The sequence below is a fragment of the Pseudomonas sp. B21-017 genome (assembly GCF_024749245.1).
GTDB lineage: Bacteria > Pseudomonadota > Gammaproteobacteria > Pseudomonadales > Pseudomonadaceae > Aquipseudomonas.
Map to the genome: position 1 here is coordinate 1,438,716 of NZ_CP087194.1, position 18,303 is coordinate 1,457,018.

20 protein-coding genes are annotated in these 18,303 nt (G+C 58.9%); 12 read left to right on the forward strand and 8 right to left on the reverse strand.

Features of this window, described 5'->3' with window-relative positions; all coding sequences use genetic code 11:
- The first annotated feature begins 161 nt into the window (after positions 1-161).
- Positions 162-629 (forward strand): PA2169 family four-helix-bundle protein, encoded by a 468-nt coding sequence (locus LOY28_RS06300; RefSeq protein ID WP_258613226.1) that lies wholly within the window; start codon positions 162-164, stop codon positions 627-629.
- A gap of 264 nt (positions 630-893) precedes the next feature.
- Here the strand turns inward: LOY28_RS06300 and LOY28_RS06305 are convergent, their stop codons facing one another.
- Entirely contained in the window at positions 894-1,364 is a 471-nt protein-coding gene (locus LOY28_RS06305; protein ID WP_018926458.1) for a MaoC family dehydratase, read from the reverse strand.
- A gap of 43 nt (positions 1,365-1,407) precedes the next feature.
- Positions 1,408-2,352, reverse strand: a complete 945-nt coding sequence (locus LOY28_RS06310) for an alpha/beta hydrolase (protein ID WP_018926457.1) — start codon at positions 2,350-2,352, stop codon at positions 1,408-1,410.
- Positions 2,353-2,585: 233 nt separating this feature from the next.
- On the opposite strand from LOY28_RS06310, the gene fadD2 reads away from it, so the two are divergent.
- Together fadD2 and fadD1 are read left to right on the forward strand one after the other, a co-directional pair.
- Positions 2,586-4,274: a long-chain-fatty-acid--CoA ligase FadD2 gene (gene fadD2 / locus LOY28_RS06315; protein ID WP_064616391.1), complete on the forward strand. Its 1,689-nt coding sequence runs from the start codon at positions 2,586-2,588 to the stop codon at positions 4,272-4,274.
- Between the two features lie 378 nt (positions 4,275-4,652).
- The gene (gene fadD1 / locus LOY28_RS06320; protein WP_018926455.1) at positions 4,653-6,353 is read left to right on the forward strand and encodes a long-chain-fatty-acid--CoA ligase FadD1; all 1,701 of its coding nucleotides are present in this window, start codon (positions 4,653-4,655) and stop codon (positions 6,351-6,353) included.
- A gap of 217 nt (positions 6,354-6,570) precedes the next feature.
- Here the strand turns inward: fadD1 and LOY28_RS06325 are convergent, their stop codons facing one another.
- Positions 6,571-6,948 (reverse strand): hypothetical protein, encoded by a 378-nt coding sequence (locus LOY28_RS06325; protein WP_018926454.1) that lies wholly within the window; start codon positions 6,946-6,948, stop codon positions 6,571-6,573.
- Between the two features lie 201 nt (positions 6,949-7,149).
- Here LOY28_RS06325 and LOY28_RS06330 point away from each other — a divergent pair, with 201 nt between their 5' ends.
- The 3 genes from LOY28_RS06330 to def all read left to right on the forward strand — a co-directional run bounded on the left by LOY28_RS06330 (position 7,150) and on the right by def (position 8,987).
- A complete protein-coding gene (locus LOY28_RS06330; RefSeq protein WP_018926453.1) occupies positions 7,150-7,341 on the forward strand; it encodes a CsbD family protein in 192 nt (63 codons plus the stop codon).
- Between the two features lie 165 nt (positions 7,342-7,506).
- On the forward strand, positions 7,507-8,451 hold the full coding sequence (locus LOY28_RS06335) for a YihY/virulence factor BrkB family protein (RefSeq protein WP_018926452.1): 945 nt from the start codon (positions 7,507-7,509) through the stop codon (positions 8,449-8,451).
- Positions 8,448-8,987 carry a peptide deformylase gene (def, locus tag LOY28_RS06340; RefSeq protein WP_064616393.1) on the forward strand — a complete coding sequence of 180 codons (540 nt, stop codon included), beginning with the start codon at positions 8,448-8,450 and terminating at the stop codon, positions 8,985-8,987. Before LOY28_RS06335 ends, def begins: the two co-directional genes overlap by 4 nt.
- 19 nt (positions 8,988-9,006) lie before the next feature.
- Here def and LOY28_RS06345 read toward each other — a convergent pair whose 3' ends face one another.
- Positions 9,007-9,426: a GNAT family N-acetyltransferase gene (locus tag LOY28_RS06345; RefSeq protein ID WP_086944514.1), complete on the reverse strand. Its 420-nt coding sequence runs from the start codon at positions 9,424-9,426 to the stop codon at positions 9,007-9,009.
- Positions 9,427-9,766: 340 nt separating this feature from the next.
- Here LOY28_RS06345 and LOY28_RS06350 point away from each other — a divergent pair, with 340 nt between their 5' ends.
- The 4 genes from LOY28_RS06350 to LOY28_RS06365 all read left to right on the forward strand — a co-directional run bounded on the left by LOY28_RS06350 (position 9,767) and on the right by LOY28_RS06365 (position 13,229).
- On the forward strand, positions 9,767-10,708 hold the full coding sequence (locus tag LOY28_RS06350) for a fatty acid desaturase (protein WP_258613227.1): 942 nt from the start codon (positions 9,767-9,769) through the stop codon (positions 10,706-10,708).
- Between the two features lie 24 nt (positions 10,709-10,732).
- A complete protein-coding gene (locus LOY28_RS06355) occupies positions 10,733-11,524 on the forward strand; it encodes a phosphate/phosphite/phosphonate ABC transporter substrate-binding protein (RefSeq protein ID WP_111454771.1) in 792 nt (263 codons plus the stop codon).
- Between the two features lie 131 nt (positions 11,525-11,655).
- On the forward strand, positions 11,656-12,219 hold the full coding sequence (locus LOY28_RS06360; protein WP_192379714.1) for a sigma-70 family RNA polymerase sigma factor: 564 nt from the start codon (positions 11,656-11,658) through the stop codon (positions 12,217-12,219).
- Positions 12,216-13,229 (forward strand): ABC transporter substrate-binding protein, encoded by a 1,014-nt coding sequence (locus LOY28_RS06365; RefSeq protein ID WP_086944518.1) that lies wholly within the window; start codon positions 12,216-12,218, stop codon positions 13,227-13,229. Before LOY28_RS06360 ends, LOY28_RS06365 begins: the two co-directional genes overlap by 4 nt.
- A gap of 57 nt (positions 13,230-13,286) precedes the next feature.
- Here LOY28_RS06365 and gstA read toward each other — a convergent pair whose 3' ends face one another.
- Positions 13,287-13,889 (reverse strand): glutathione transferase GstA, encoded by a 603-nt coding sequence (gene gstA, locus LOY28_RS06370; RefSeq protein WP_258613228.1) that lies wholly within the window; start codon positions 13,887-13,889, stop codon positions 13,287-13,289.
- Positions 13,890-13,988: 99 nt separating this feature from the next.
- On the opposite strand from gstA, the gene LOY28_RS06375 reads away from it, so the two are divergent.
- On the forward strand, positions 13,989-14,888 hold the full coding sequence (locus LOY28_RS06375) for a LysR family transcriptional regulator (RefSeq protein ID WP_018926443.1): 900 nt from the start codon (positions 13,989-13,991) through the stop codon (positions 14,886-14,888).
- Positions 14,889-14,986: 98 nt separating this feature from the next.
- Here LOY28_RS06375 and LOY28_RS06380 read toward each other — a convergent pair whose 3' ends face one another.
- The 3 genes from LOY28_RS06380 to LOY28_RS06390 all read right to left on the reverse strand — a co-directional run bounded on the left by LOY28_RS06380 (position 14,987) and on the right by LOY28_RS06390 (position 17,502).
- On the reverse strand, positions 14,987-15,730 hold the full coding sequence (locus LOY28_RS06380; protein ID WP_018926442.1) for an NAD(P)-dependent oxidoreductase: 744 nt from the start codon (positions 15,728-15,730) through the stop codon (positions 14,987-14,989).
- A 43-nt stretch (positions 15,731-15,773) separates the two neighbouring features.
- Complete coding sequence (locus LOY28_RS06385; RefSeq protein ID WP_018926441.1) at positions 15,774-16,406, reverse strand: glutathione S-transferase family protein; 633 nt, start codon at positions 16,404-16,406, stop codon at positions 15,774-15,776.
- Between the two features lie 64 nt (positions 16,407-16,470).
- Positions 16,471-17,502, reverse strand: a complete 1,032-nt coding sequence (locus tag LOY28_RS06390) for a LacI family DNA-binding transcriptional regulator (protein ID WP_258613229.1) — start codon at positions 17,500-17,502, stop codon at positions 16,471-16,473.
- A 215-nt stretch (positions 17,503-17,717) separates the two neighbouring features.
- Between LOY28_RS06390 and LOY28_RS06395 the strand changes: the two genes are divergently transcribed.
- Positions 17,718-18,251: a gluconokinase gene (locus LOY28_RS06395; RefSeq protein WP_019581445.1), complete on the forward strand. Its 534-nt coding sequence runs from the start codon at positions 17,718-17,720 to the stop codon at positions 18,249-18,251.
- Positions 18,252-18,303 lie beyond the last annotated feature (52 nt).

Genomic DNA, 18,303 nt, shown 5'->3' on the forward strand with positions numbered 1-18,303 from the left:
ATTCTGCATGCAGGCCAATTGACAGATCATGCAAAAAAAGCGGATACAGATTTCGACTAAAGATTAACTCATTGAAATATAAGTGAAAAATATCAATTCGAAGCTGGCATGCAGGGTGCAACGATTGATTGCATCTTTCATCAACCGCAAGGAATTGAAAAATGACCGACATTAATAAAGAAGCGATCTCTGTACTCAACGACCTGATTGAAACCTGTAAAGACGGTCAGGAAGGGTTCAAGACTTGCGCTGAAGACATCAAGAATCCCGAACTCAAAAACCTGTTCATTCAGCGCTCCGCCGACTGCGGCTCTGCCGCTGCCGAACTGCAGGCCACTGTGCGTTCCCTGGGTGGTGATCCGGAAACCTCCACCAGCGTCAGCGGTGATCTGCATCGTCGCTGGGTGGATGTGAAGTCGATGTTCACCGGCAAGGATGAAGAGGCAGTGCTGAACGAAGCGGAGCGTGGTGAAGACCACGCGAAGAAGGCTTACAAGAAAGCGCTGGATAAAATCAACGAGGACAACCTGGTGAGTATTCGTGACACCGTTGAACGCCAGTACCACGGCGTGCAACGCAACCACGATCAGGTCAAAGCCCTGCGTAACCAGGCTCGCGCACGCTCGTAAGCGTTCGTTACCCATCAAAAACGCCAGCCAGTCTGGCGTTTTTTTGTGTTCGAGATTGTAGGAGAACGAAACGCTGCATTCACCGTGGCGAGGGGGGCTTTTTGTGGCGAGGGAGCTTGCTCCCGCTGGGGTGCGCAGCGCCCCCAATCGGGCACCTCGATTCACCTGTTCCGGCGCGGAGCAGCTTTTACGACTGCTGCGCAGCCGAACGGGAGCAAGCTCCCTCGCCACAGAAGCCCATCCAGGCCACGGATGAGTGATGAATCAGCCGATGCTGATCGCCGGCAACGTCGGCAATGTCACGGTCTGCTGTTTACGCGGCGCCAGAATCTCCGCCTCGCCATCCACTACCAGTTCATCACGCTGATTGAACACTCGGGTGGCGATCCGCACACGAAACTTCGGCATTTTCTCGAGAATTTCCAGGCGCACAGTCAGCGTGTCGCCAATCTTCACCGGCTTCTGAAAGCTCATTGTCTGACCGATATAAATAGTCCCCGGCCCAGGCAGCTCGCAAGCCACCGCCGCGCTGATCAACGCGCCGCTGAACATGCCGTGGGCGATGCGTTCCTTGAACATGGAGGCAGCGGCGAATTCGGCGTCCAGGTGCACCGGGTTGTGGTCGCCGGACATCGCGGCGAACAACTGAATGTCGCGTTCTTCGACGGTTTTGCTGTAGCTGGCGGTCTGGCCGACTTCGAGGGCTTCGTAAGGGGTGTTGGTAACCTGGGTCATCTGTCTCGATTCCTGTGACGAATTAAATGAATCCACAAAAAAACTATTCGGCTCTGGGTGGCCGGCGGTTGCTCAAGGCCTGGGCGATCCAGTTCAGCACGTCGGCAGTCACTTCATCGCGATTGCTCTCATTGAACAGTTCGTGCCGGGCCTGCGGGTAAATATTCAAGTGCAGGCTCTGGCAGCCAGCGTCGCGCAGGGCGTGGGCCAGATCTTTCAGACGTTTGCCTTCGCTCACCGGATCACATTCGCCGCCAATTACCAGCAGCGGCAGGCCCGGATCGATCTGGGCGAGATTGGACGCTTTGCTGATTTGCTGCAAGCCGCCGAGCAAATCGATCCATAGCTGATTGGTGCAGCGAAAGCCGCAGAGCGGGTCGTTGGCGTACTTGTCGACCTCGGCCGGGTCGCGGCTCAGCCAGTCAAACGAGGTGCGAGCTGGCTTGAACTTCTTGTTGAACGAGCCGAACGACAGCCATTCGATCAATGCACTGCGACCCTTGGGGCCCTGGCGCAGGCGTTCGAGACGAGCAATTTGCCGCGCTGCGCGATAGAGCGCCACGGGCTGGAAGTTCGAGCCGCTGAGAATCGCCCCGTGCAGGCTGGCGCTGTGGTGCAGCAAGTAAGCCTGGGCGATGTAGCTGCCCATGCTGTGGCCCAACAGCACGATTGGCACGCCGGGATGCTGTTGACCGATATGTTGGTTGAGGCAGGCGAGGTCACCGACCACTTTGCCCCAGCCATCGCTGTCGGCGAAGTGGCCCAGGGTGCCGTTTTCAGCGGTTTTGCCATGTCCACGCAGGTCCGGTGCGTAAACACCGTAGCCCTGTTCGCAGAGCTTTTCTGCCAGGCGAGCGTAGCGACCGCTGTGTTCCGCCATGCCATGGGCCAGCAGGATCACGGCTTTGAGCGGTGCAGTCGGCAGCCACTGGTTGACGAAGAGGCGGCTGCGGTCGCTCGCGGTCAGCCAGAAAGTGTCATGGATCATGGCGATTCCTTTGCATGGGACTGCATGCGGCATGGGCGTCGTTGCATTGTATAGCGCATCCCGCGCGCGCCGTCTGATCAGGCAGCGCCGGGGCAGCAAGATTCACGGGATCAATGAGGACTGTGCGCATATTTGCCTGATTCACCATAGCTGCTAGTGTCCGGGAAGCACCGCTTTTCAGAAGTGATAGAAAAAGCGGCCCCGGATAGATTCAGGTAATGAGGACAAGAACAATGCAACCTGATTTCTGGAATGACAAACGCCCGGCCGGCGTGCCCCTGGATATCGACCTTGGGGCCTATAAGTCGGTGATCGAGGTGTTCGAGCGTTCCTGCAAGAAATTTGCTGACCGCCCGGCATTCAGCAACATGGGCGTGACCCTGACCTACGCTGAACTGGAACGTTACAGCGCTGCGTTCGCCGGTTACCTGCAAGCCCACACCGATCTGGTGCCGGGGGATCGCATCGCGGTGCAGATGCCCAACGTCCTGCATTACCCGATTGCCGTGTTTGGCGCCCTGCGTGCCGGGCTGATCGTGGTCAATACCAACCCGCTGTACACCGCGCGGGAGATGCGTCATCAGTTCAAGGACTCCGGTGCCCGGGCGCTGGTGTACCTGAACGTGTTTGGACAGAAGGTCCAGGAAGTGTTGCCCGACACTGACATCCAATACCTGATCGAAGCGAAGATGGGCGACCTGATGCCCACCGCCAAGGGCTGGCTGATCAATACCGTGGTCGCCAAGGTCAAGAAAATGGTCCCGGACTATTCACTGCCCCGGGCCATCTCCTTCAAGAGCGCGCTACGTCTGGGCCGGGGCCTGGGCATCAAACCGCTGAACGTCGGTCTCGACGACATCGCCGTGTTGCAATACACCGGCGGCACCACCGGGCTGGCCAAGGGTGCGATGCTGACCCACGGCAACCTGGTGGCGAACATGCAGCAGGCGCGGGCATGCCTCAGTCAACTGGGTGCCGACGGTCAGCCGCTGCTGCGCGAAGGCCAGGAAGTGATGATCGCGCCGCTGCCGCTGTACCACATCTATGCCTTCACGGCGAACTGCATGTGCATGATGGTGACCGGCAACCACAACGTGCTGATCACCAATCCACGGGACATCAAGGGCTTCATCAAGGAACTGAAGAACTGGCGGTTCTCGGCGCTGCTGGGGCTCAACACGCTGTTCGTCGCGCTAATGGACCATCCCGACTTCAAGACCCTGGATTGCTCCAGCCTCAAACTCACCAACTCCGGCGGCACGGCGCTGGTCAAGGCCACCGCCGAGCGCTGGGAGCAACTCACCGGTTGCCGGATCACCGAAGGTTACGGCCTGACCGAAACCTCGCCAGTGGCCTGTACCAACCCTTACGGTGACAAATCGCGCATCGGCACGGTCGGCCTGCCGGTGCCGGGCACCACCCTGAAAGTGATCAACGATGAAGGCGTCGAGCAGCCGCTGGGCGAACGTGGCGAACTGTGCATCAAGGGCCCGCAGATCATGAAGGGCTACTGGCAGAAACCCGAAGCCACCGCCGAAGTGCTGGATGCCGACGGCTGGTTCAAGTCGGGCGACATCGGGGTGATCGACCCGGATGGTTTCGTGCGTATTGTCGATCGTAAGAAAGACATGATCATCGTCTCGGGCTTCAACGTGTACCCGAACGAGATCGAAGACGTGGTGATGGCCCACCCGAAAGTCGCCAACTGTGCGGTGATCGGCGTGCCGGACGAGCGTTCGGGGGAGGCGGTGAAACTGTTTGTGGTGGCCCGTGAGTCGGGGGTCAGCCTTGAAGAGCTGAAGGCTTACTGCAAGGAAAACTTCACGGCGTACAAAGTGCCCAAGCACATCGTGTTGCGTGAGTCGTTGCCGATGACGCCGGTGGGCAAGATTTTGCGGCGGGAGTTGCGGGATATCGCCTGATCGTTGAATGGCCCGCGCTTAGCGCGGATTGCGGGCAAGCCTCGCTCCCACAGGTTCAGTGGCGTTCATCTTATGAATGACGCGGACAGTAGGGGCGAGACTTGCCCGCGATGCTTTTCAGACGATGAAAGCCGCGAATTCAGCGGCTTTCAGGGTGATATAGGATTTTTGCTCTAAAATGACCGCTTGCCATTCTTGAGTCACCAAAGTGACTGTAGGGGCCTATTTAGGCTCTAGTCGGCCCTTGGCAAAGCTGCTACTCTCGGCGCGCTTTGTGACTTCTCGGCCTATGTAAAGCCAGATTCACCAATAGACAAACACCAATAATAATCGCATCAAATGCGGTGTTGAATTCGCGTTGCTGAGGAGTGGGCTTCCATGATCGAAGACTTTTGGAAGGATAAGTACCCAGCTGGAATTGCTGCCGAGATCAATCCAGACGAGTACCCGAATATTCAGGCAGTGTTGAAGCAATCCTGCCAACGCTTCGCTGACAAACCGGCATTCAGCAACCTGGGCAAGACAATCACCTACGGTGAGCTGTACGAATTGTCCGGTGCCTTTGCCGCTTACCTGCAACAGCATACCGATTTGCAGCCGGGCGATCGAATCGCCGTGCAATTGCCCAACGTGTTGCAGTACCCGGTCGCCGTCTTCGGTGCCATCCGCGCCGGGCTGATCGTGGTCAACACCAACCCGCTGTACACCGCGCGGGAAATGGAACACCAATTCAACGACTCCGGTGCCAAAGCCCTGGTCTGCCTGGCCAACATGGCGCATCTGGCACAGACCGTCGTGCCGAAAACCGGCGTCAAGCACGTGATCGTCACTGAAGTGGCCGACCTGCTGCCGCCGCTCAAGCGTCTGCTGATCAACAGCGTGATCAAGTACGTGAAGAAGATGGTCCCGGCGTATCACTTGCCCAAGGCCATCAAATTCAACGACGTGTTGAGCAAAGGCCATGGCCAGCCAGTGGTTGAAGCCAACCCGGCCAGCAGCGACGTGGCGGTGCTGCAATACACCGGCGGCACCACCGGCGTGGCCAAGGGCGCGATGCTGACCCACCGCAACCTGGTGGCCAACATGCTGCAGTGCAAGGCGCTGATGGGCTCCAACCTCAACGAAGGTTGCGAGATCCTGATCACGCCGCTGCCGCTGTACCACATCTATGCCTTCACCTTTCATTGCATGGCGATGATGCTGATCGGCAACCACAACATTCTGATCAGCAACCCGCGCGACTTGCCGGCGATGGTCAAGGAACTGTCGAAGTGGAAGTTCAGCGGTTTCGTCGGCTTGAACACGTTGTTCGTCGCGTTGTGCAACAACGAAGCGTTCCGCAAGCTGGATTTCTCGAACCTGAAAATCACCTTGTCCGGCGGCATGGCCTTGCAACTGGCCGCGGCTGAACGTTGGAAAGCGGTCACCGGCTGCCCGATCTGCGAAGGTTACGGCATGACCGAAACCAGCCCGGTGGCCACGGTGAACCCGAGCCAGAACATCCAGATCGGCACCATCGGTATTCCGGTGCCGTCGACCCGGTGCAAAGTCATCGACGATGCCGGCGTTGAGCAGCCGTTGGGCGGCATCGGTGAACTGTGTGTGAAAGGTCCGCAAGTCATGAAGGGCTACTGGCAGCGTCAGGAAGCCACCGATGAAATACTCGACAGCGAAGGCTGGTTGAAAACCGGTGATATCGCACTGATTCAGCCCGATGGCTACATGCGCATTGTCGATCGCAAGAAAGACATGATCCTGGTCTCCGGTTTCAACGTGTACCCCAACGAACTGGAAGATGTGCTGGCGACCCTGCCGGGCGTACTGCAATGCGCGGCCATCGGCGTGCCGGACGAGAAGTCGGGGGAGGCGATCAAGATCTTCATCGTTGCCAAACCGGGCGTGACCCTGACCAAGGAACAGGTGATGGAGCACATGCGCGCCAACGTCACCGGCTACAAGGTGCCCAAAGCCGTGGAGTTCCGCGACGCGCTGCCAACCACCAACGTCGGCAAGATCCTGCGCCGCGAGTTGCGCGACGAAGAGCTGAAAAAGCTGGGCGTGAAGAAAGTCAGCGCCTGATCAAACAAAAGGCCCCGCAGATGCGGGGCTTTTTGTTTAAGACGGTATCAAGAGCGCTTTTGTGGCGAGGGAGCTTGCTCCCGCTCGGCTGCGCAGCAGTCGCAAAAGCAGCCAGCGGCCTGATCAGGTGAATCGAGGTACCTGATTTAGGGGCGTTACGCACCCCAGCGGGAGCAAGCTCCCTCGCCACAGGGGACTCTTTGATGGCTTGAGAGGATTACTGGCGGAACTGCGCGAAATTGACGTTGGTGCCCGCCGGACGCATGTCCTGCAGGTACGAGTCCTTGTCGGCGCTCAGTTCCAGGCTCAATGCAGCCTTGCGTTTACCCTGGTTGCGCACCACCAGGCCTTCGAGCTTCTCGCGCAGGAACACCGTCGGCACTTTCAGGTGCAGCAGTTCGTCGGTATCCGGGGTGTGCATCAGCAAGTGAATCCATTCGTACTGACCAATGGCCAGCCGCGCGACCGGGATATCGAACCAGAAAATGTTGCGGTTACGGTTCAATTCGGTGAAATGGCAGTTGTTGACGCCAAGCACTGCACCGCCAAGTTCCTGGTTTCTGCGGGCAATGGCCTGCTTTTTATCGAGTTTCATAACGTTCCTACGGGATTGGATCTTCAGCGCCATGGCCTGAATACGTTGCGCATTCTCGGGGCAAAGCCTGCAAACATAAAGCCTAACCTGCCTGGGGCGATGAAATGTTCTGTTGGGAAATAAATGAAACTCCGCGCAAAGGCTTTCGGTCCACCCTTATGTAACGACTTTCCCCGTTGAAATGTTCTCAGGAGACATACCATGAGCAGCACTGGCGATAAAGTTAAAGGCATGGCAAACGAAGCGGTCGGCAACGTCAAGCAAGGCGTCGGCAAGGCCACCGGTAATGACAAAATGCGCGCCGAAGGCGTCAGGCAGGAACAGAAAGGCGAAGCCCAGCAAGCGATCGGTAAGGTCAAGGATGCTCTTAAAAAAGGTATCGACAAGGCGTAACCCGGCCTTTGACGAGTAACACAAACGGCCATCCGCGGATGGCCGTTTTTGTGTCAGCTTGAACTTGAGCAAGGAAATTGTTTCAAAGTCGCCAAGTAGGCTACTTTGTTGTAGAAAACGGCCCCTGAGTCGCCATGACTTCAACTTTTTTGCGGCGAGACGCTAATGTTTTTCCCGACCATGAAAGGTCTGCCCCTGCATCGCGTGATGATGCGCACGGTCACCGAGTTCGTCGCCGACGAGATGTCGACCTATGCCTCGGCGCTCGCCTATCAGATGCTGTTCTCGCTGTTCCCTTTCATCCTGTTCCTGATTGCCCTGATCGGCTTCCTGCACTTGCCGGACTTCTTCTCCTGGCTGCGCCTGCAATCGGAACTGGTGCTGCCGCCCCAGGCACTGGAGCAGGTGAACCCGGTGATCGACCAGCTCCAGCAATCCAAGGGTGGTTTGCTCTCGGTGGGTATTGTGATCGCCCTGTGGACCGCGTCCGCTGGTGTGCGGCTGATGATGAGTGCGATGAACGCCGCGTACGACGTGGTTGAAGGCCGTCCGGTGTGGAAGCGTTTTCCGCTGTCGATTTTCTACACCATCGGCATTGCCGGCATGCTGCTGGCCGCCGCTGCGCTGATGGTGCTCGGGCCGCAGGTGATGGCCTGGATCGCTTCGCAAGTGGGCCTTGAAGATTTCATTGTGACCGTCTGGACCATCGCGCGCTGGCCGGTGATCGTGATTCTGTTGATGATGGCGGTGGCGCTGATTTACTACGTCATGCCCGACGTCAAACAAGAGTTTCGCTTCATCACCCCGGGTGCGGTGTTGTCCGTGGTGGTCTGGATCGTCGCTTCGCTGGGCTTCGGTCTGTACGTCAAAACCTTCGCCAACTACAACGCCATGTATGGCAGTATCGGCGCGATCATCGTGTTGTTGCTGTACTTCTATATTTCCGCCGCGGTGCTGCTGCTCGGTGCGGAAATGAACGCGGTGATCGAGCACATGTCATCCGAAGGCAAGAAACCCGGTGAAAAGGTGCACGAAGAACCCAAACAGCATGTCTCAGGACTGGGGCGAGATCACTCAATCCAGCCGACCACTGACGAAGTCATAAAATGATCCGTGAAATTCTGAAAATGGGCGATGAACGCCTGCTGCGCATCGCTCCGCCGGTGTCGGCGGAAATGTTCGACAGCCCCGAATTGTGGCAACTGATCGATGACATGTTCCAGACCATGGAAAGCGTCGGCGGGGTCGGCCTGGCCGCGCCGCAGATCGGTGTCGACCTGCAACTGGTGATCTTCGGTTTCGAGCACAGCGAGCGCTATCCGGACGCCGAAGCGGTGCCGCAGACGATTCTGATCAATCCGCTGATCACGCCCTTGAGCCCGACCCTCGAAGAGGGTTTCGAAGGCTGCCTGTCGGTGCCGGGCCTGCGCGGGGCGGTGGATCGCTATCAGCAGATTCGCTATGAAGGCTTTGATCCCAAGGGCGAGCCGATCGTGCGTATTGCCTCCGGATTTCATGCACGGGTGGTGCAGCATGAATGCGATCACCTGATCGGCCGGTTATACCCCTCGCGCATCACAGACTTCAGCAAGTTCGGGTTTACCGAAGTGATGTTCCCGGACCTTGATCCTGCGGCGGACGATTGAATCGCTAAAGGATCGCTGTTCATGCCGAACCTGGTTGCAAACCCATGGCAATCATCGGTTTGCTGCGCGCATAACGGCTCAACCGTTCGGCCAGGGCGTAGGGCAGGGGCGGGTCGAAGGTAAAACCACGACGCTCATAAAAGCCACGCAAATCCGGATGGCAGAACAGCCAGACCGGTTCTTCAAGGGGCTTGACGGCGTGGGCGATCAACGTCGCGGCGATTCCTTGTTCGCGACAGCTCGGGTCGACAAACAGCCCGGTCAGCCAATGCCCGCCGGCCACCGGCCGCAAACACAGCGCCGCGATGATCTCTTCACGTCTTGCGACCCACAATTGAGCGTCTCGCACCGCTTTCATCGACGATTGGTGGGCGCGGTAAAACTTGTTCATCAACGGCCATAACGGCGCGTCGAGCACGGTGTACTGGGTGTTGGGCATGGGCTCGGACAGTCGGTGGGCAGGGCACAGATTATAAAAGAACACGCGCGCCGGGATAGGTGTATACCTGATCTCACATCCCCTGTTAGTGGAGTACGCATCATGTCCAAAGGTATGGAATCAAAGAAAGCCGCGAAGAAAAAACCGGCGAAAACCGCAATTGAAAAACGCGCGGACAAGAAAGCCAAGAAGGTGAATGTGTTCGGCCACTGATCCCGCGTCCATGGAGCCCGAGTCCTCGGGCTCCTGTTTTTTGCGTCTATCGAAATAACCAAACAATCTGCAAGAAATCCCGGCGCCGTAGCACAGAGGGGGACTGGTTCCCGTTCTGAGCAAAGCCATGCCCCATTACTTTGACGCTGCCCATCGTGAAGAAATCGAAACCCTGCGCCAACGTTTCACCGCTCGCACCGAGTGGCCGACCTGGCTGTTGCTGATCGGCGTTTACGTCGGCTGGTTCAGTATTGTGCTGGGCAGTGCCCGGTTGGGGCTCTGGTGGAGCACGTTGTTGCTGATTCCACTGCTGGTGTTGTGGTTGTCGGTGCAGCACGAATTGCTGCACGGTCATCCCACCCGTTGGCCAATGCTGAATAAAGTCCTCGGTTATGCGCCGTTTGCGGTCTGGTATCCCTACACCTTGTACCGCGACAGCCATTTGCTGCATCACCGCGACGAAGACCTGACCATCCCAGGTAGCGACCCGGAAAGCCGTTACCTGAGCGCTGAACAGTGGCAGCGCAGTTCGCTGTTCGAACAGGGCCTGCACTGGCTGAACAAAACCGTGCTGGGGCGCTTGGCCCTCGGTGCGCCACTGGCCTTGCTGGCGCTGGTGCGGGAGGAGCTGCAACGGCTGAAAACGGGTGAGCGCCAAGCCTGGTTGATGTGGCTGAGCCATGGTGCGCTGACGCTGCTGATGCTGGCGTTCATCGCGCGCTACAGCGTGCTGCCGGTTTGGTATTACCTGTTGCTGATCAGCGTGCCGGCGCTGTCGATTGCAATGATTCGCTCCTACTATGAACACCGTCCGCATACACAACCGGAGCAACGCACCGTCATCAATGAAGCAGGGTGGCCGTGGCGCTGGCTGTTCCTGAATCTCAATCTGCACCTGGTGCACCATGACTTGCCGGGGTTGCCCTGGTACGACTTGCCACGGGTGTACCGCGCGCGTCGCGAGCAATGGCTGGCGCGCAGTGGCGGGTTTCTGGTGCGGGGTTATGGCCAGTGGGTGCGTTGGCACGGGGTGAGGGCGATTGACAGTCCGCGGCATCCGTTTCATTGATTTTCACTGGTGAAGAAATATTCGATGACACAACACCTTGCTGAATTACTGATGTACGTCGCTCCCGAGCCGATCCACCAAGCCAACGAGCGTTGGCTGTCGCAGATACTCGAACAGCTCGGCAGCACCCGCCTTGATGCCGAAGAACTGTCGCTGATGGACCTTTGGCTATCCCCGCACCTGCTGCTGACCCAAACCTGTGGTTACCCGTTGATGACAGCCTTGCGCGGTCGCGTCCGGGTCATTGGTCGTCCTCGTTATGAACTGCCGGACAGCAGCGGCGGCAACCATTGCAGCCTGTTGCTGACTCGCGCCGATGATCCTCGAAGAACCTTGTCGGCCTTGCGCGGCAGTCGCGGCGTGATCAACGGCGAAGACTCCAACAGTGGCATGAACCTGTTGCGTCACCGACTGGCGCCGTTGCACCGCGACGGGCAGTTTTTTGCCCGTGTCGCCATCAGCGGCAGCCACCGCGAAAGCCTGCGCTGGCTGCGTGACGACCTGGCGGACCTGGCCGCCATCGACAGCGTGACCTTCGCCTATCTGGCGCAGCACGCCCAGGCAGAAGTCGCTGGCTTGAGAATATTGGCGCGCACCGCGTTCAGTCCGACGTTGCCGTACATCGCGGCGGCTGACACCACTGATGTGCAGGCTGAACAGCTTCGACAGGTGATGAACCAGACATTGAAGGAACTGCCCGAGGTCGCCGAGACGTTGGGCCTGCAAGAAGTGTTGCCCGCCAGCGAGAGCGACTATCAGATTATTCTCGATTATCAGCGGGACGCCGAAGCGCTGGGGTATGGGCGGTTGCGATGAGGCTCGTTCATGTAAATTCATTTATGGAATATAAAAATTCATTTTAAGTATTTTTAATGAATAAGGCTCCTTGCTAGGATCGCGCCACCGGATCACCGGACATTCAGCGACCCCTAACCCAAGGAGCCCCTATGTCCGGCGCCGACGTTTCCCATCGCAACGACGTGGGCGGATTGTTCCGCGCCCACTACACCTGGCTGTGCACACGTCTGCGCCGATATCTGGGAACCAGTCCCAGTGTCGAAGACATTGCCGCCGAAACCTTCGTGCAATTGCTCGAGTCGCCAGGCCTGACGCCGATTCGCGAACCCCGCGCCTTACTCACTACCATCGCCCAGCGATTGATTTATCAGCTGTGGCGCCATCGGGATCTGGAACGCCAACACCTCGAGCAGTTACTGCCGACTGATCCGATTGGCGGGCCATCGCCTGAAGACCTGGCGCAGTTCTCCCAGACCCTGAAGCACCTGGATCGAACCCTCGACCGCCTGCCGGGCCAGGTCAGGGCAACGTTTCTGCTGTCGCGAGTCGACGGCCTGACCTACCCACAAATTGCCGCCGAACTGGGCATTTCCCAGCGTTCGGTCAGCGTCTACATGACCCGTTCCCAGGCACTGTGCACGCTGCACAGCGCCAACGAACCCCTGAACCGAACGTCCTTGAACCGAACACCCCAGACCCGGAGGTCCGCATGAGATCGATCAAAACCCTGCTCGGCAGTTCGCTGCTGGCCCTGAGCCTTGTGGCTGGCCATGTTCCCGCCGCAGAAAAAGCCACACCCATCCATTTCGGCGACATCACCTGGGAAAGCGGCAGCCTGATCACCGAGATCCTGCGGCTGATCGTCGAGAAAGGTTATGGCTACCCAACCGACACCTTGCCCGGCAGCACCGTCAGCCTCGAAGCCGCGTTGGCCAAGAACGACATCCAGGTGATCGGCGAAGAGTGGGCCGGGCGCAGTCCGGCCTGGGTCAAGGCGGCATCGGAGGGCAAAGTGTTTGGTTTGGGCGATACCGTCAAAGGCGCCACCGAAGGCTGGTGGGTGCCGGAATACGTGATCAAGGGCGACCCGGAACGCGGCATTAAACCCTTGGCGCCGGAGCTGAAATCCGTCGCCGACCTGGCTCGCTACAAGGACGTATTCCGCGACCCCGAAGACCCAAGCCGCGGACGCTTCCTCAACAGCCCGACCGGCTGGACGTCGGAGATCGTCAACAGCCAGAAACTCAAGGCCTATGACTTGACCGCCAGCTACGTGAACTTCCGCACCGGTTCCGGCGCGGCGCTGGATGCCGAGGTCGCTTCATCGATCCGCCGGGGCAAACCGGTGCTGTTCTACTACTGGTCGCCGACGCCACTGTTGGGCCGCTTCAAATTGGTGAAACTCGAAGAGCCACCGTTCGACGCGCAAGCCTGGAAAACCCTGGCCGATGCCAACAATCCGAACCCCAAGGGCACGCGTTCGATGCCGGCCAGCCTGGCCATCGGCGTGTCGGCACCGTTCAAGGCGCAGTACCCGGACCTGGTGGCGTTCTTCGAAAAGGTCGATTTGCCGATCGATCTGCTGAACCAGACCCTGGGGCAGATGAGCGAAAAACGCCAGCCACCGCGTCAGGTCGCCGAAGCGTTTTTGCGCGATCAGCCGCAGGTGTGGAAGGGCTGGGTGCCGGGTGAGGTGGCGAGCAAAGTGAGTGCGAGTTTGTAGTTCAGCGGTATTTGATAGATAGCTATCGCGGGCTTGCCCGCGAAGCGATCTAAAGCCTTACACCAACTCCGCCGCCAACGCCGCTTTCACGCTTGGCCGCTGATCAACCCGCGCCTGAAACCGGGCCAACGCCGGCCAATCATCCAGATCAATCGCAAACAGCTGAGCCCAACGCAACACCGTAAACAGATACGCATCGGCAATGCTGAACCCGCCGGGCATCAAGTAATCCTGCCGCTCCAGCGTCCGGCTCAACACGGCAAAGCGCTTGAACAGTTTCTCTTTGATGAGCGCCTTCACCTCGTCCGCAAACTGCGGATTGAACAGCCAACCCAGCCCGCCATGAATCTCGGTCGAAACGAAGTTCAGCCATTCCTGTAACCGCACCCGCTCGAACGTTCCGCTCGCCGGTGCCAGGTTGGCCTCCGGGTGCAGATCCGCCAGGTACTGCAGGATCGCCGGGCCTTCGGTCAGCACATCGCTGTTATCCAGCTGCAATGCCGCGACGTAGCCTTTGGGGTTAATGGCGAGGAAGTCATCACCGGTGACGGTTTTCTTGCTGCTGTTGTCGACGCGGACCAACTCGAACGGCAGCTCCAGTTCGCGCAGCACAATGTGCGGCGCCAATGAGCAGGCTTGCGGGATGTAATACAACTTCATGGGCAGGGCTCTGGTTGCGGATTTGCGCCAGTGTCATAGTGCGCGGCACCCTCGGTAAAATTAATCTTTCAGAAAACTGCCATAAGGAAAGCTACTGCCATGATGAACCTGATGCATTGGCGAATGGTGGTGGCGGTGGCCGATACCGGCAACATTACCCGCGCCGCTGAACGGGTCGGCATAACCCAATCCGGTGCCAGCCAGGCACTGGCCTTGATTGAAGAAACCCTGGGCGTTCAGCTGTTCAGCCGGGAAAACCGCCAGACCTTGCCGACCGCCATCGGCTTGCCTGTGATCGAACAGGCACGAACCATGCTCGGTGCCCTGGAAAACATCCGCAGCACCGTCGACGCCGCTAAAGGCATCCAGCGCGGGACGATTCGTCTGGCCAGTTTCCCTATGGTGCTGACGACGTTCCTGCCGCCACTGTTGCGCCAGTTCAATCGGCTGTATCCCGGCATTCAAGTGGTGGCGCTGGAGGTCAGCGACGATGAAGTGGAAACGTTGCTCAGTGCCGGGTTGGTGGATGTCGGTGTGGCGTTGAACCCGGCACCTGCGCGCAATGCCGGGCGTTTGGGGCGTGATGCCTGGGTGGCGGTTCTGCCCGGTGGCCATCCCTTGGCGCGCCGCTCGAATGAAGAGGGCGTCTCACTGGCGGAACTGGCGGAGCAACCCTTTGTGCTGGCCACGGGCGGGTGCTCGACCAATGCCCGCAGCCTGGCGGCTGATGCCGGGTTGCAACTGCTGGATGTGCGGGCCGAGGTGCGTGAGTGGAGCAGTGCGTTCACCCTGGTGCGGGAAAACATCGGCGTGACCGTGGTGCCGGAAATGACCCTGCCGACTCATCGCCAAGGCTTGCGGATAGTGCCGGTGACGCCGCGCATCGACCGGGAGTTTGCCTTGGTGGTCGCGCCCGACAAAGAACCTTCGGCGGCGGTGCGGGCGCTGCTGAGGATGCTCGCAGAACATCAGTTATCGGCTGATTCGTCCGGGAACTGAAAAGGAGGGCGATCAACCCTTGCCGCCGAGCGGCAGAGGTCGACCGACCTCAGGCTACAGCGCAAGAACCACGTTGCCCGGATTCTGGAGACGCACCGTCAAGGAAACCCAATGGGAATGTCGAACTCCTGAAATGCATCGTCCACCGGCCTATAACCCAACACCCGGGTAGTTTCACTGAGGTCCAGGCGTTTGAAACGGTTATTGGAGATACCGTGGGCGATCAGGTGTTGCACACCTTCGACCTCCACAGAGAGTTGCAGCAACTGCACTGCATCACGAGGGCTGAGCCATGCACTCAGGTCGCGAGCGTTGGTCAATTCGTGACGGTCCGCAAACTCGAAAGCGCCGATGCGTATGGCAATGCTCGAGAGGTTGTGTTTGGCAGCGTAGAACGCACACAAGGCTTCGCCATAACACTTGCTGACGCCATACAGATTGGCCGGCATCACCTGCATGCCCGGTGTGATCTGCCGGTCCACCGGATAGCCCTCGATGGTCTGCGCGCTGCTGGCGAACACCAATCGTTTACAACCCGCAGCCACGGCGGCTTCGAACAGGTAAGTGGTGGCCAGAATATTGTTGGGCAGTAACTCATCGAAAGAGGCGGTGGCGTGAGGGATGCCGGCCAGATGCACAATGACGTCGATGCCTTTCAGCACTTCGCTTATGGCGGTGAGGTCGGACAGGTCCAGGCGTACAAAGCGATGCGGTGCTTCGACATTGAAGTCGGGCTCGATGCGATCCGTCAGCACGAAGGTGTAGCGGTCCTGCGAAGCTTCAAAAAAGGTTTTGCCGATTCTGCCGCAGGCGCCGGTCAGCAGTACGTTGAGTCCGTTCATGGGGTTCTCTTTTTATGGAAGGGCAGAGGGAGCGGGTTTGGCGTTATGGCACGCCGTTGCAGGCGTGTTCCATGAACCCCGGTCGCAATGCCAGTCGTTGGCAATACGCGTCGACGGCGGGATAGTCCGGGCGCTCCATCGGGGTCATCCGCCAGCGGTTGACCGACAAGCCGATGAGGATATCGGCCAGGGTGAACCGAGGTCCGGCGACATACGCACCGGTCGACGCGAGTTGTTGTTCAAGGATGCCCATTTTCGCGTTCCAGCCGCGAACGCCATCGGCGATCCGCTGCGCGTCCTGGAAGTTCGGCAATTGCCGCACCAGCGCAAAAAAGGCGTAGCCCCAGGACGGATTGAGTTCGGTGGCTTGCCAATCCATCCACTGTTCCACGCGAGCGCGCGCCGCCGGCTCGATGGGCAACAGATCGGTGTTTTGGTATTTGCCGGCCAGATAGCGGCAGATGGTGTTGGACTCCCACAGCACGCCGGCTTCGTCGATGAGCACCGGCACCTGTGCGTTAGGGTTGAGCTGGAGAAACTCCGGACTCTGGGTCGAGGCAAAACCGCTGCCCCAGTCTTCCCGTTCGTAGGAAACGCCCAGTTCGTCGCAGGCCCACAGGACCTTTCTGACGTTGATTGACGAGGCCCGACCCAAAATCTTCAGCGCATGTCCCATTGAGCTTCTCCGTTTGCTGTTACAGGTGCCGGGAATCTAGCACGAGCAAAGGGACGATTGCGTATCAGGTGCTCTCGCGCACCTTCAATTCAAACCCCATGTCCTGCACCGGTTTGGCCACCGAATTGCCGGCCATCAAGGTCAGCATCAACTCGGCCGAACGACGGCCAATGGCCTCTCGAGGCGTATTGATGCTACTCAGGCGCGGCACCATGTGTTCGGACATGGGCAGGTCGTTGAAGCCGAGGATCGCCACCTGTTCGGGGATCTTGATCCCGCAGCGCAAGGCTTCGAGCAGTGCGCCCTGGGCCAGGTCGTCGTTACCGAAGAAGATCGCATCGAGGTCCGGGTGCGCGGCCAGCAGTTGCAGGAACAGTTCGCCACCGAGGCCGACGGAGGAGGGGCGTGGGGTCAGCACTTCCAGGGCCGGATCATACAAACCGGCTTTTTGCAGCGCCCGGCGGAAACCTTCGCCCCGCAGCAACGTGCGCTGATCCAGTTGCGCTCCGATATAAGCCAGGCGTTTGCGACCGCGCGACAGCAAATGCTCGGCCGCCGTTTCGCCGGCGGCCAGTTGCGAAAAACCGACGCAATTGAGTCCCGCCGCACTGTCCAGCTCCATCATGTAGACGCAGGGAATGTTGCTGGCCTCGATCATCCGCCGCGAACTTTCGGTACGGTCGAAACCGGTCAGCAGCAAGCCGCGCGGCTGATAAGCCATGTAGTTGCGCAGCAGGTTTTCTTCTTCATCGCGCGAGTAGTGGTAGTTACCGATCAGCACTTCGAAGCCCTTTGGTCGCAAAACCTGATGAATGGCTTCCAGCGTGTCGATGAACAGCAGGTTGGATAATGACGGTACCAACACCACGACGGAATGGCTCTGGGCCGAGGCCAGCGCGCGGGCGGCGGGGTTGACCACGTAGTTCAACTCGAGGGCAGCCTTCTGGACTTTTTCCACCAGTTCGGTGGCCACCGTGCTGACGCCACGCAGGGCGCGGGAGGCTGTAATCGGGCTGACACCGGCCAGGCGCGCGACTTCGTTGAGGGTAGGACGGCCAGTGGTTCGTGTATTTTTATCGTTTTTAGGGGTATTCATCGGACGGCTTGCCAAACAAAATTCAAGGTACTAAGGTAGCGCTGTCTCGATGCAGCTGCAAATGCGTGAGCGGGGTTTGCCTGATCCTCGCTTTTCGGCATCGAGAACGAACATGCTGCAACCCACAAAAATGACAAGAAGGCGTCGGCAACATCTGCTTTTGCACTAGAGTTTTACGTAGCAAAGGTAGCGCTGTCTGCGCGCTGAGGTGTTACATGAATCATCCCATCACCGCCCTGGTCATCATGGGCGTTGCCGGTTGCGGCAAGACGTGCGTCAGCCAGGCCCTGTGCCAGCTCAGCGGCGCCACCGCCATTGAAGGCGACACTTTCCACCCTGCCGCCAATATCGAAAAGATGAGCGCGGGTATCCCCCTGAACGACGAAGACCGTGCCGGCTGGCTCGACAGCCTGTGCGATGAACTGCGCCGCGTCGACGCCCGTGGCGAGCGCCCGGTGCTGACCTGTTCGGCCCTCAAACACAGTTACCGCGAACGCTTGCGCAGTGCCTTGCCGGGCCTGGGCTTTGTGTTCCTTGAGTTGACCCCTGAAGTCGCCGCCGATCGTGTCTCCCATCGGCCGGGCCACTTCATGCCGTCGACGCTGATCGACAGCCAGTTCGCCACCCTTGAATCGCCCGTTGGTGAGCCCCTGACCCTGGCTCTGGATGCTTCAAGTTACAGCGTCGACGAATTGGCCGCTCAGGCCCACCGTTGGTGGCTCGATCACGGCCTGAAACTCGCCAGTTGAGTTTTGCTGCAAAAGATAGCGCTGTCCTGACGGCTTCTGATTAATCGCTTTA

Excerpts from the sequence above, each read along its gene's own strand:
- LOY28_RS06390 (WP_258613229.1), bottom strand. The coding sequence starts at position 17,502 with ATGAATACCCCTAAAAACGATAAAAATACACGAACCACTGGCCGTCCT.
- LOY28_RS06335 (WP_018926452.1), top strand. The coding sequence starts at position 7,507 with ATGTTTTTCCCGACCATGAAAGGTCTGCCCCTGCATCGCGTGATGATG.
- LOY28_RS06385 (WP_018926441.1), bottom strand. The coding sequence starts at position 16,406 with ATGGGACATGCGCTGAAGATTTTGGGTCGGGCCTCGTCAATCAACGTC.
- LOY28_RS06395 (WP_019581445.1), top strand. The coding sequence starts at position 17,718 with ATGAATCATCCCATCACCGCCCTGGTCATCATGGGCGTTGCCGGTTGC.
- LOY28_RS06375 (WP_018926443.1), top strand. The coding sequence starts at position 13,989 with ATGATGAACCTGATGCATTGGCGAATGGTGGTGGCGGTGGCCGATACC.
- LOY28_RS06300 (WP_258613226.1), top strand. The coding sequence starts at position 162 with ATGACCGACATTAATAAAGAAGCGATCTCTGTACTCAACGACCTGATT.
- LOY28_RS06330 (WP_018926453.1), top strand. The coding sequence starts at position 7,150 with ATGAGCAGCACTGGCGATAAAGTTAAAGGCATGGCAAACGAAGCGGTC.
- gstA (WP_258613228.1), bottom strand. The coding sequence starts at position 13,889 with ATGAAGTTGTATTACATCCCGCAAGCCTGCTCATTGGCGCCGCACATT.
- fadD2 (WP_064616391.1), top strand. The coding sequence starts at position 2,586 with ATGCAACCTGATTTCTGGAATGACAAACGCCCGGCCGGCGTGCCCCTG.
- LOY28_RS06350 (WP_258613227.1), top strand. The coding sequence starts at position 9,767 with ATGCCCCATTACTTTGACGCTGCCCATCGTGAAGAAATCGAAACCCTG.
- fadD1 (WP_018926455.1), top strand. The coding sequence starts at position 4,653 with ATGATCGAAGACTTTTGGAAGGATAAGTACCCAGCTGGAATTGCTGCC.
- LOY28_RS06345 (WP_086944514.1), bottom strand. The coding sequence starts at position 9,426 with ATGCCCAACACCCAGTACACCGTGCTCGACGCGCCGTTATGGCCGTTG.
- LOY28_RS06355 (WP_111454771.1), top strand. The coding sequence starts at position 10,733 with ATGACACAACACCTTGCTGAATTACTGATGTACGTCGCTCCCGAGCCG.
- def (WP_064616393.1), top strand. The coding sequence starts at position 8,448 with ATGATCCGTGAAATTCTGAAAATGGGCGATGAACGCCTGCTGCGCATC.
- LOY28_RS06310 (WP_018926457.1), bottom strand. The coding sequence starts at position 2,352 with ATGATCCATGACACTTTCTGGCTGACCGCGAGCGACCGCAGCCGCCTC.
- LOY28_RS06365 (WP_086944518.1), top strand. The coding sequence starts at position 12,216 with ATGAGATCGATCAAAACCCTGCTCGGCAGTTCGCTGCTGGCCCTGAGC.
- LOY28_RS06360 (WP_192379714.1), top strand. The coding sequence starts at position 11,656 with ATGTCCGGCGCCGACGTTTCCCATCGCAACGACGTGGGCGGATTGTTC.
- LOY28_RS06380 (WP_018926442.1), bottom strand. The coding sequence starts at position 15,730 with ATGAACGGACTCAACGTACTGCTGACCGGCGCCTGCGGCAGAATCGGC.
- LOY28_RS06305 (WP_018926458.1), bottom strand. The coding sequence starts at position 1,364 with ATGACCCAGGTTACCAACACCCCTTACGAAGCCCTCGAAGTCGGCCAG.
- LOY28_RS06325 (WP_018926454.1), bottom strand. The coding sequence starts at position 6,948 with ATGAAACTCGATAAAAAGCAGGCCATTGCCCGCAGAAACCAGGAACTT.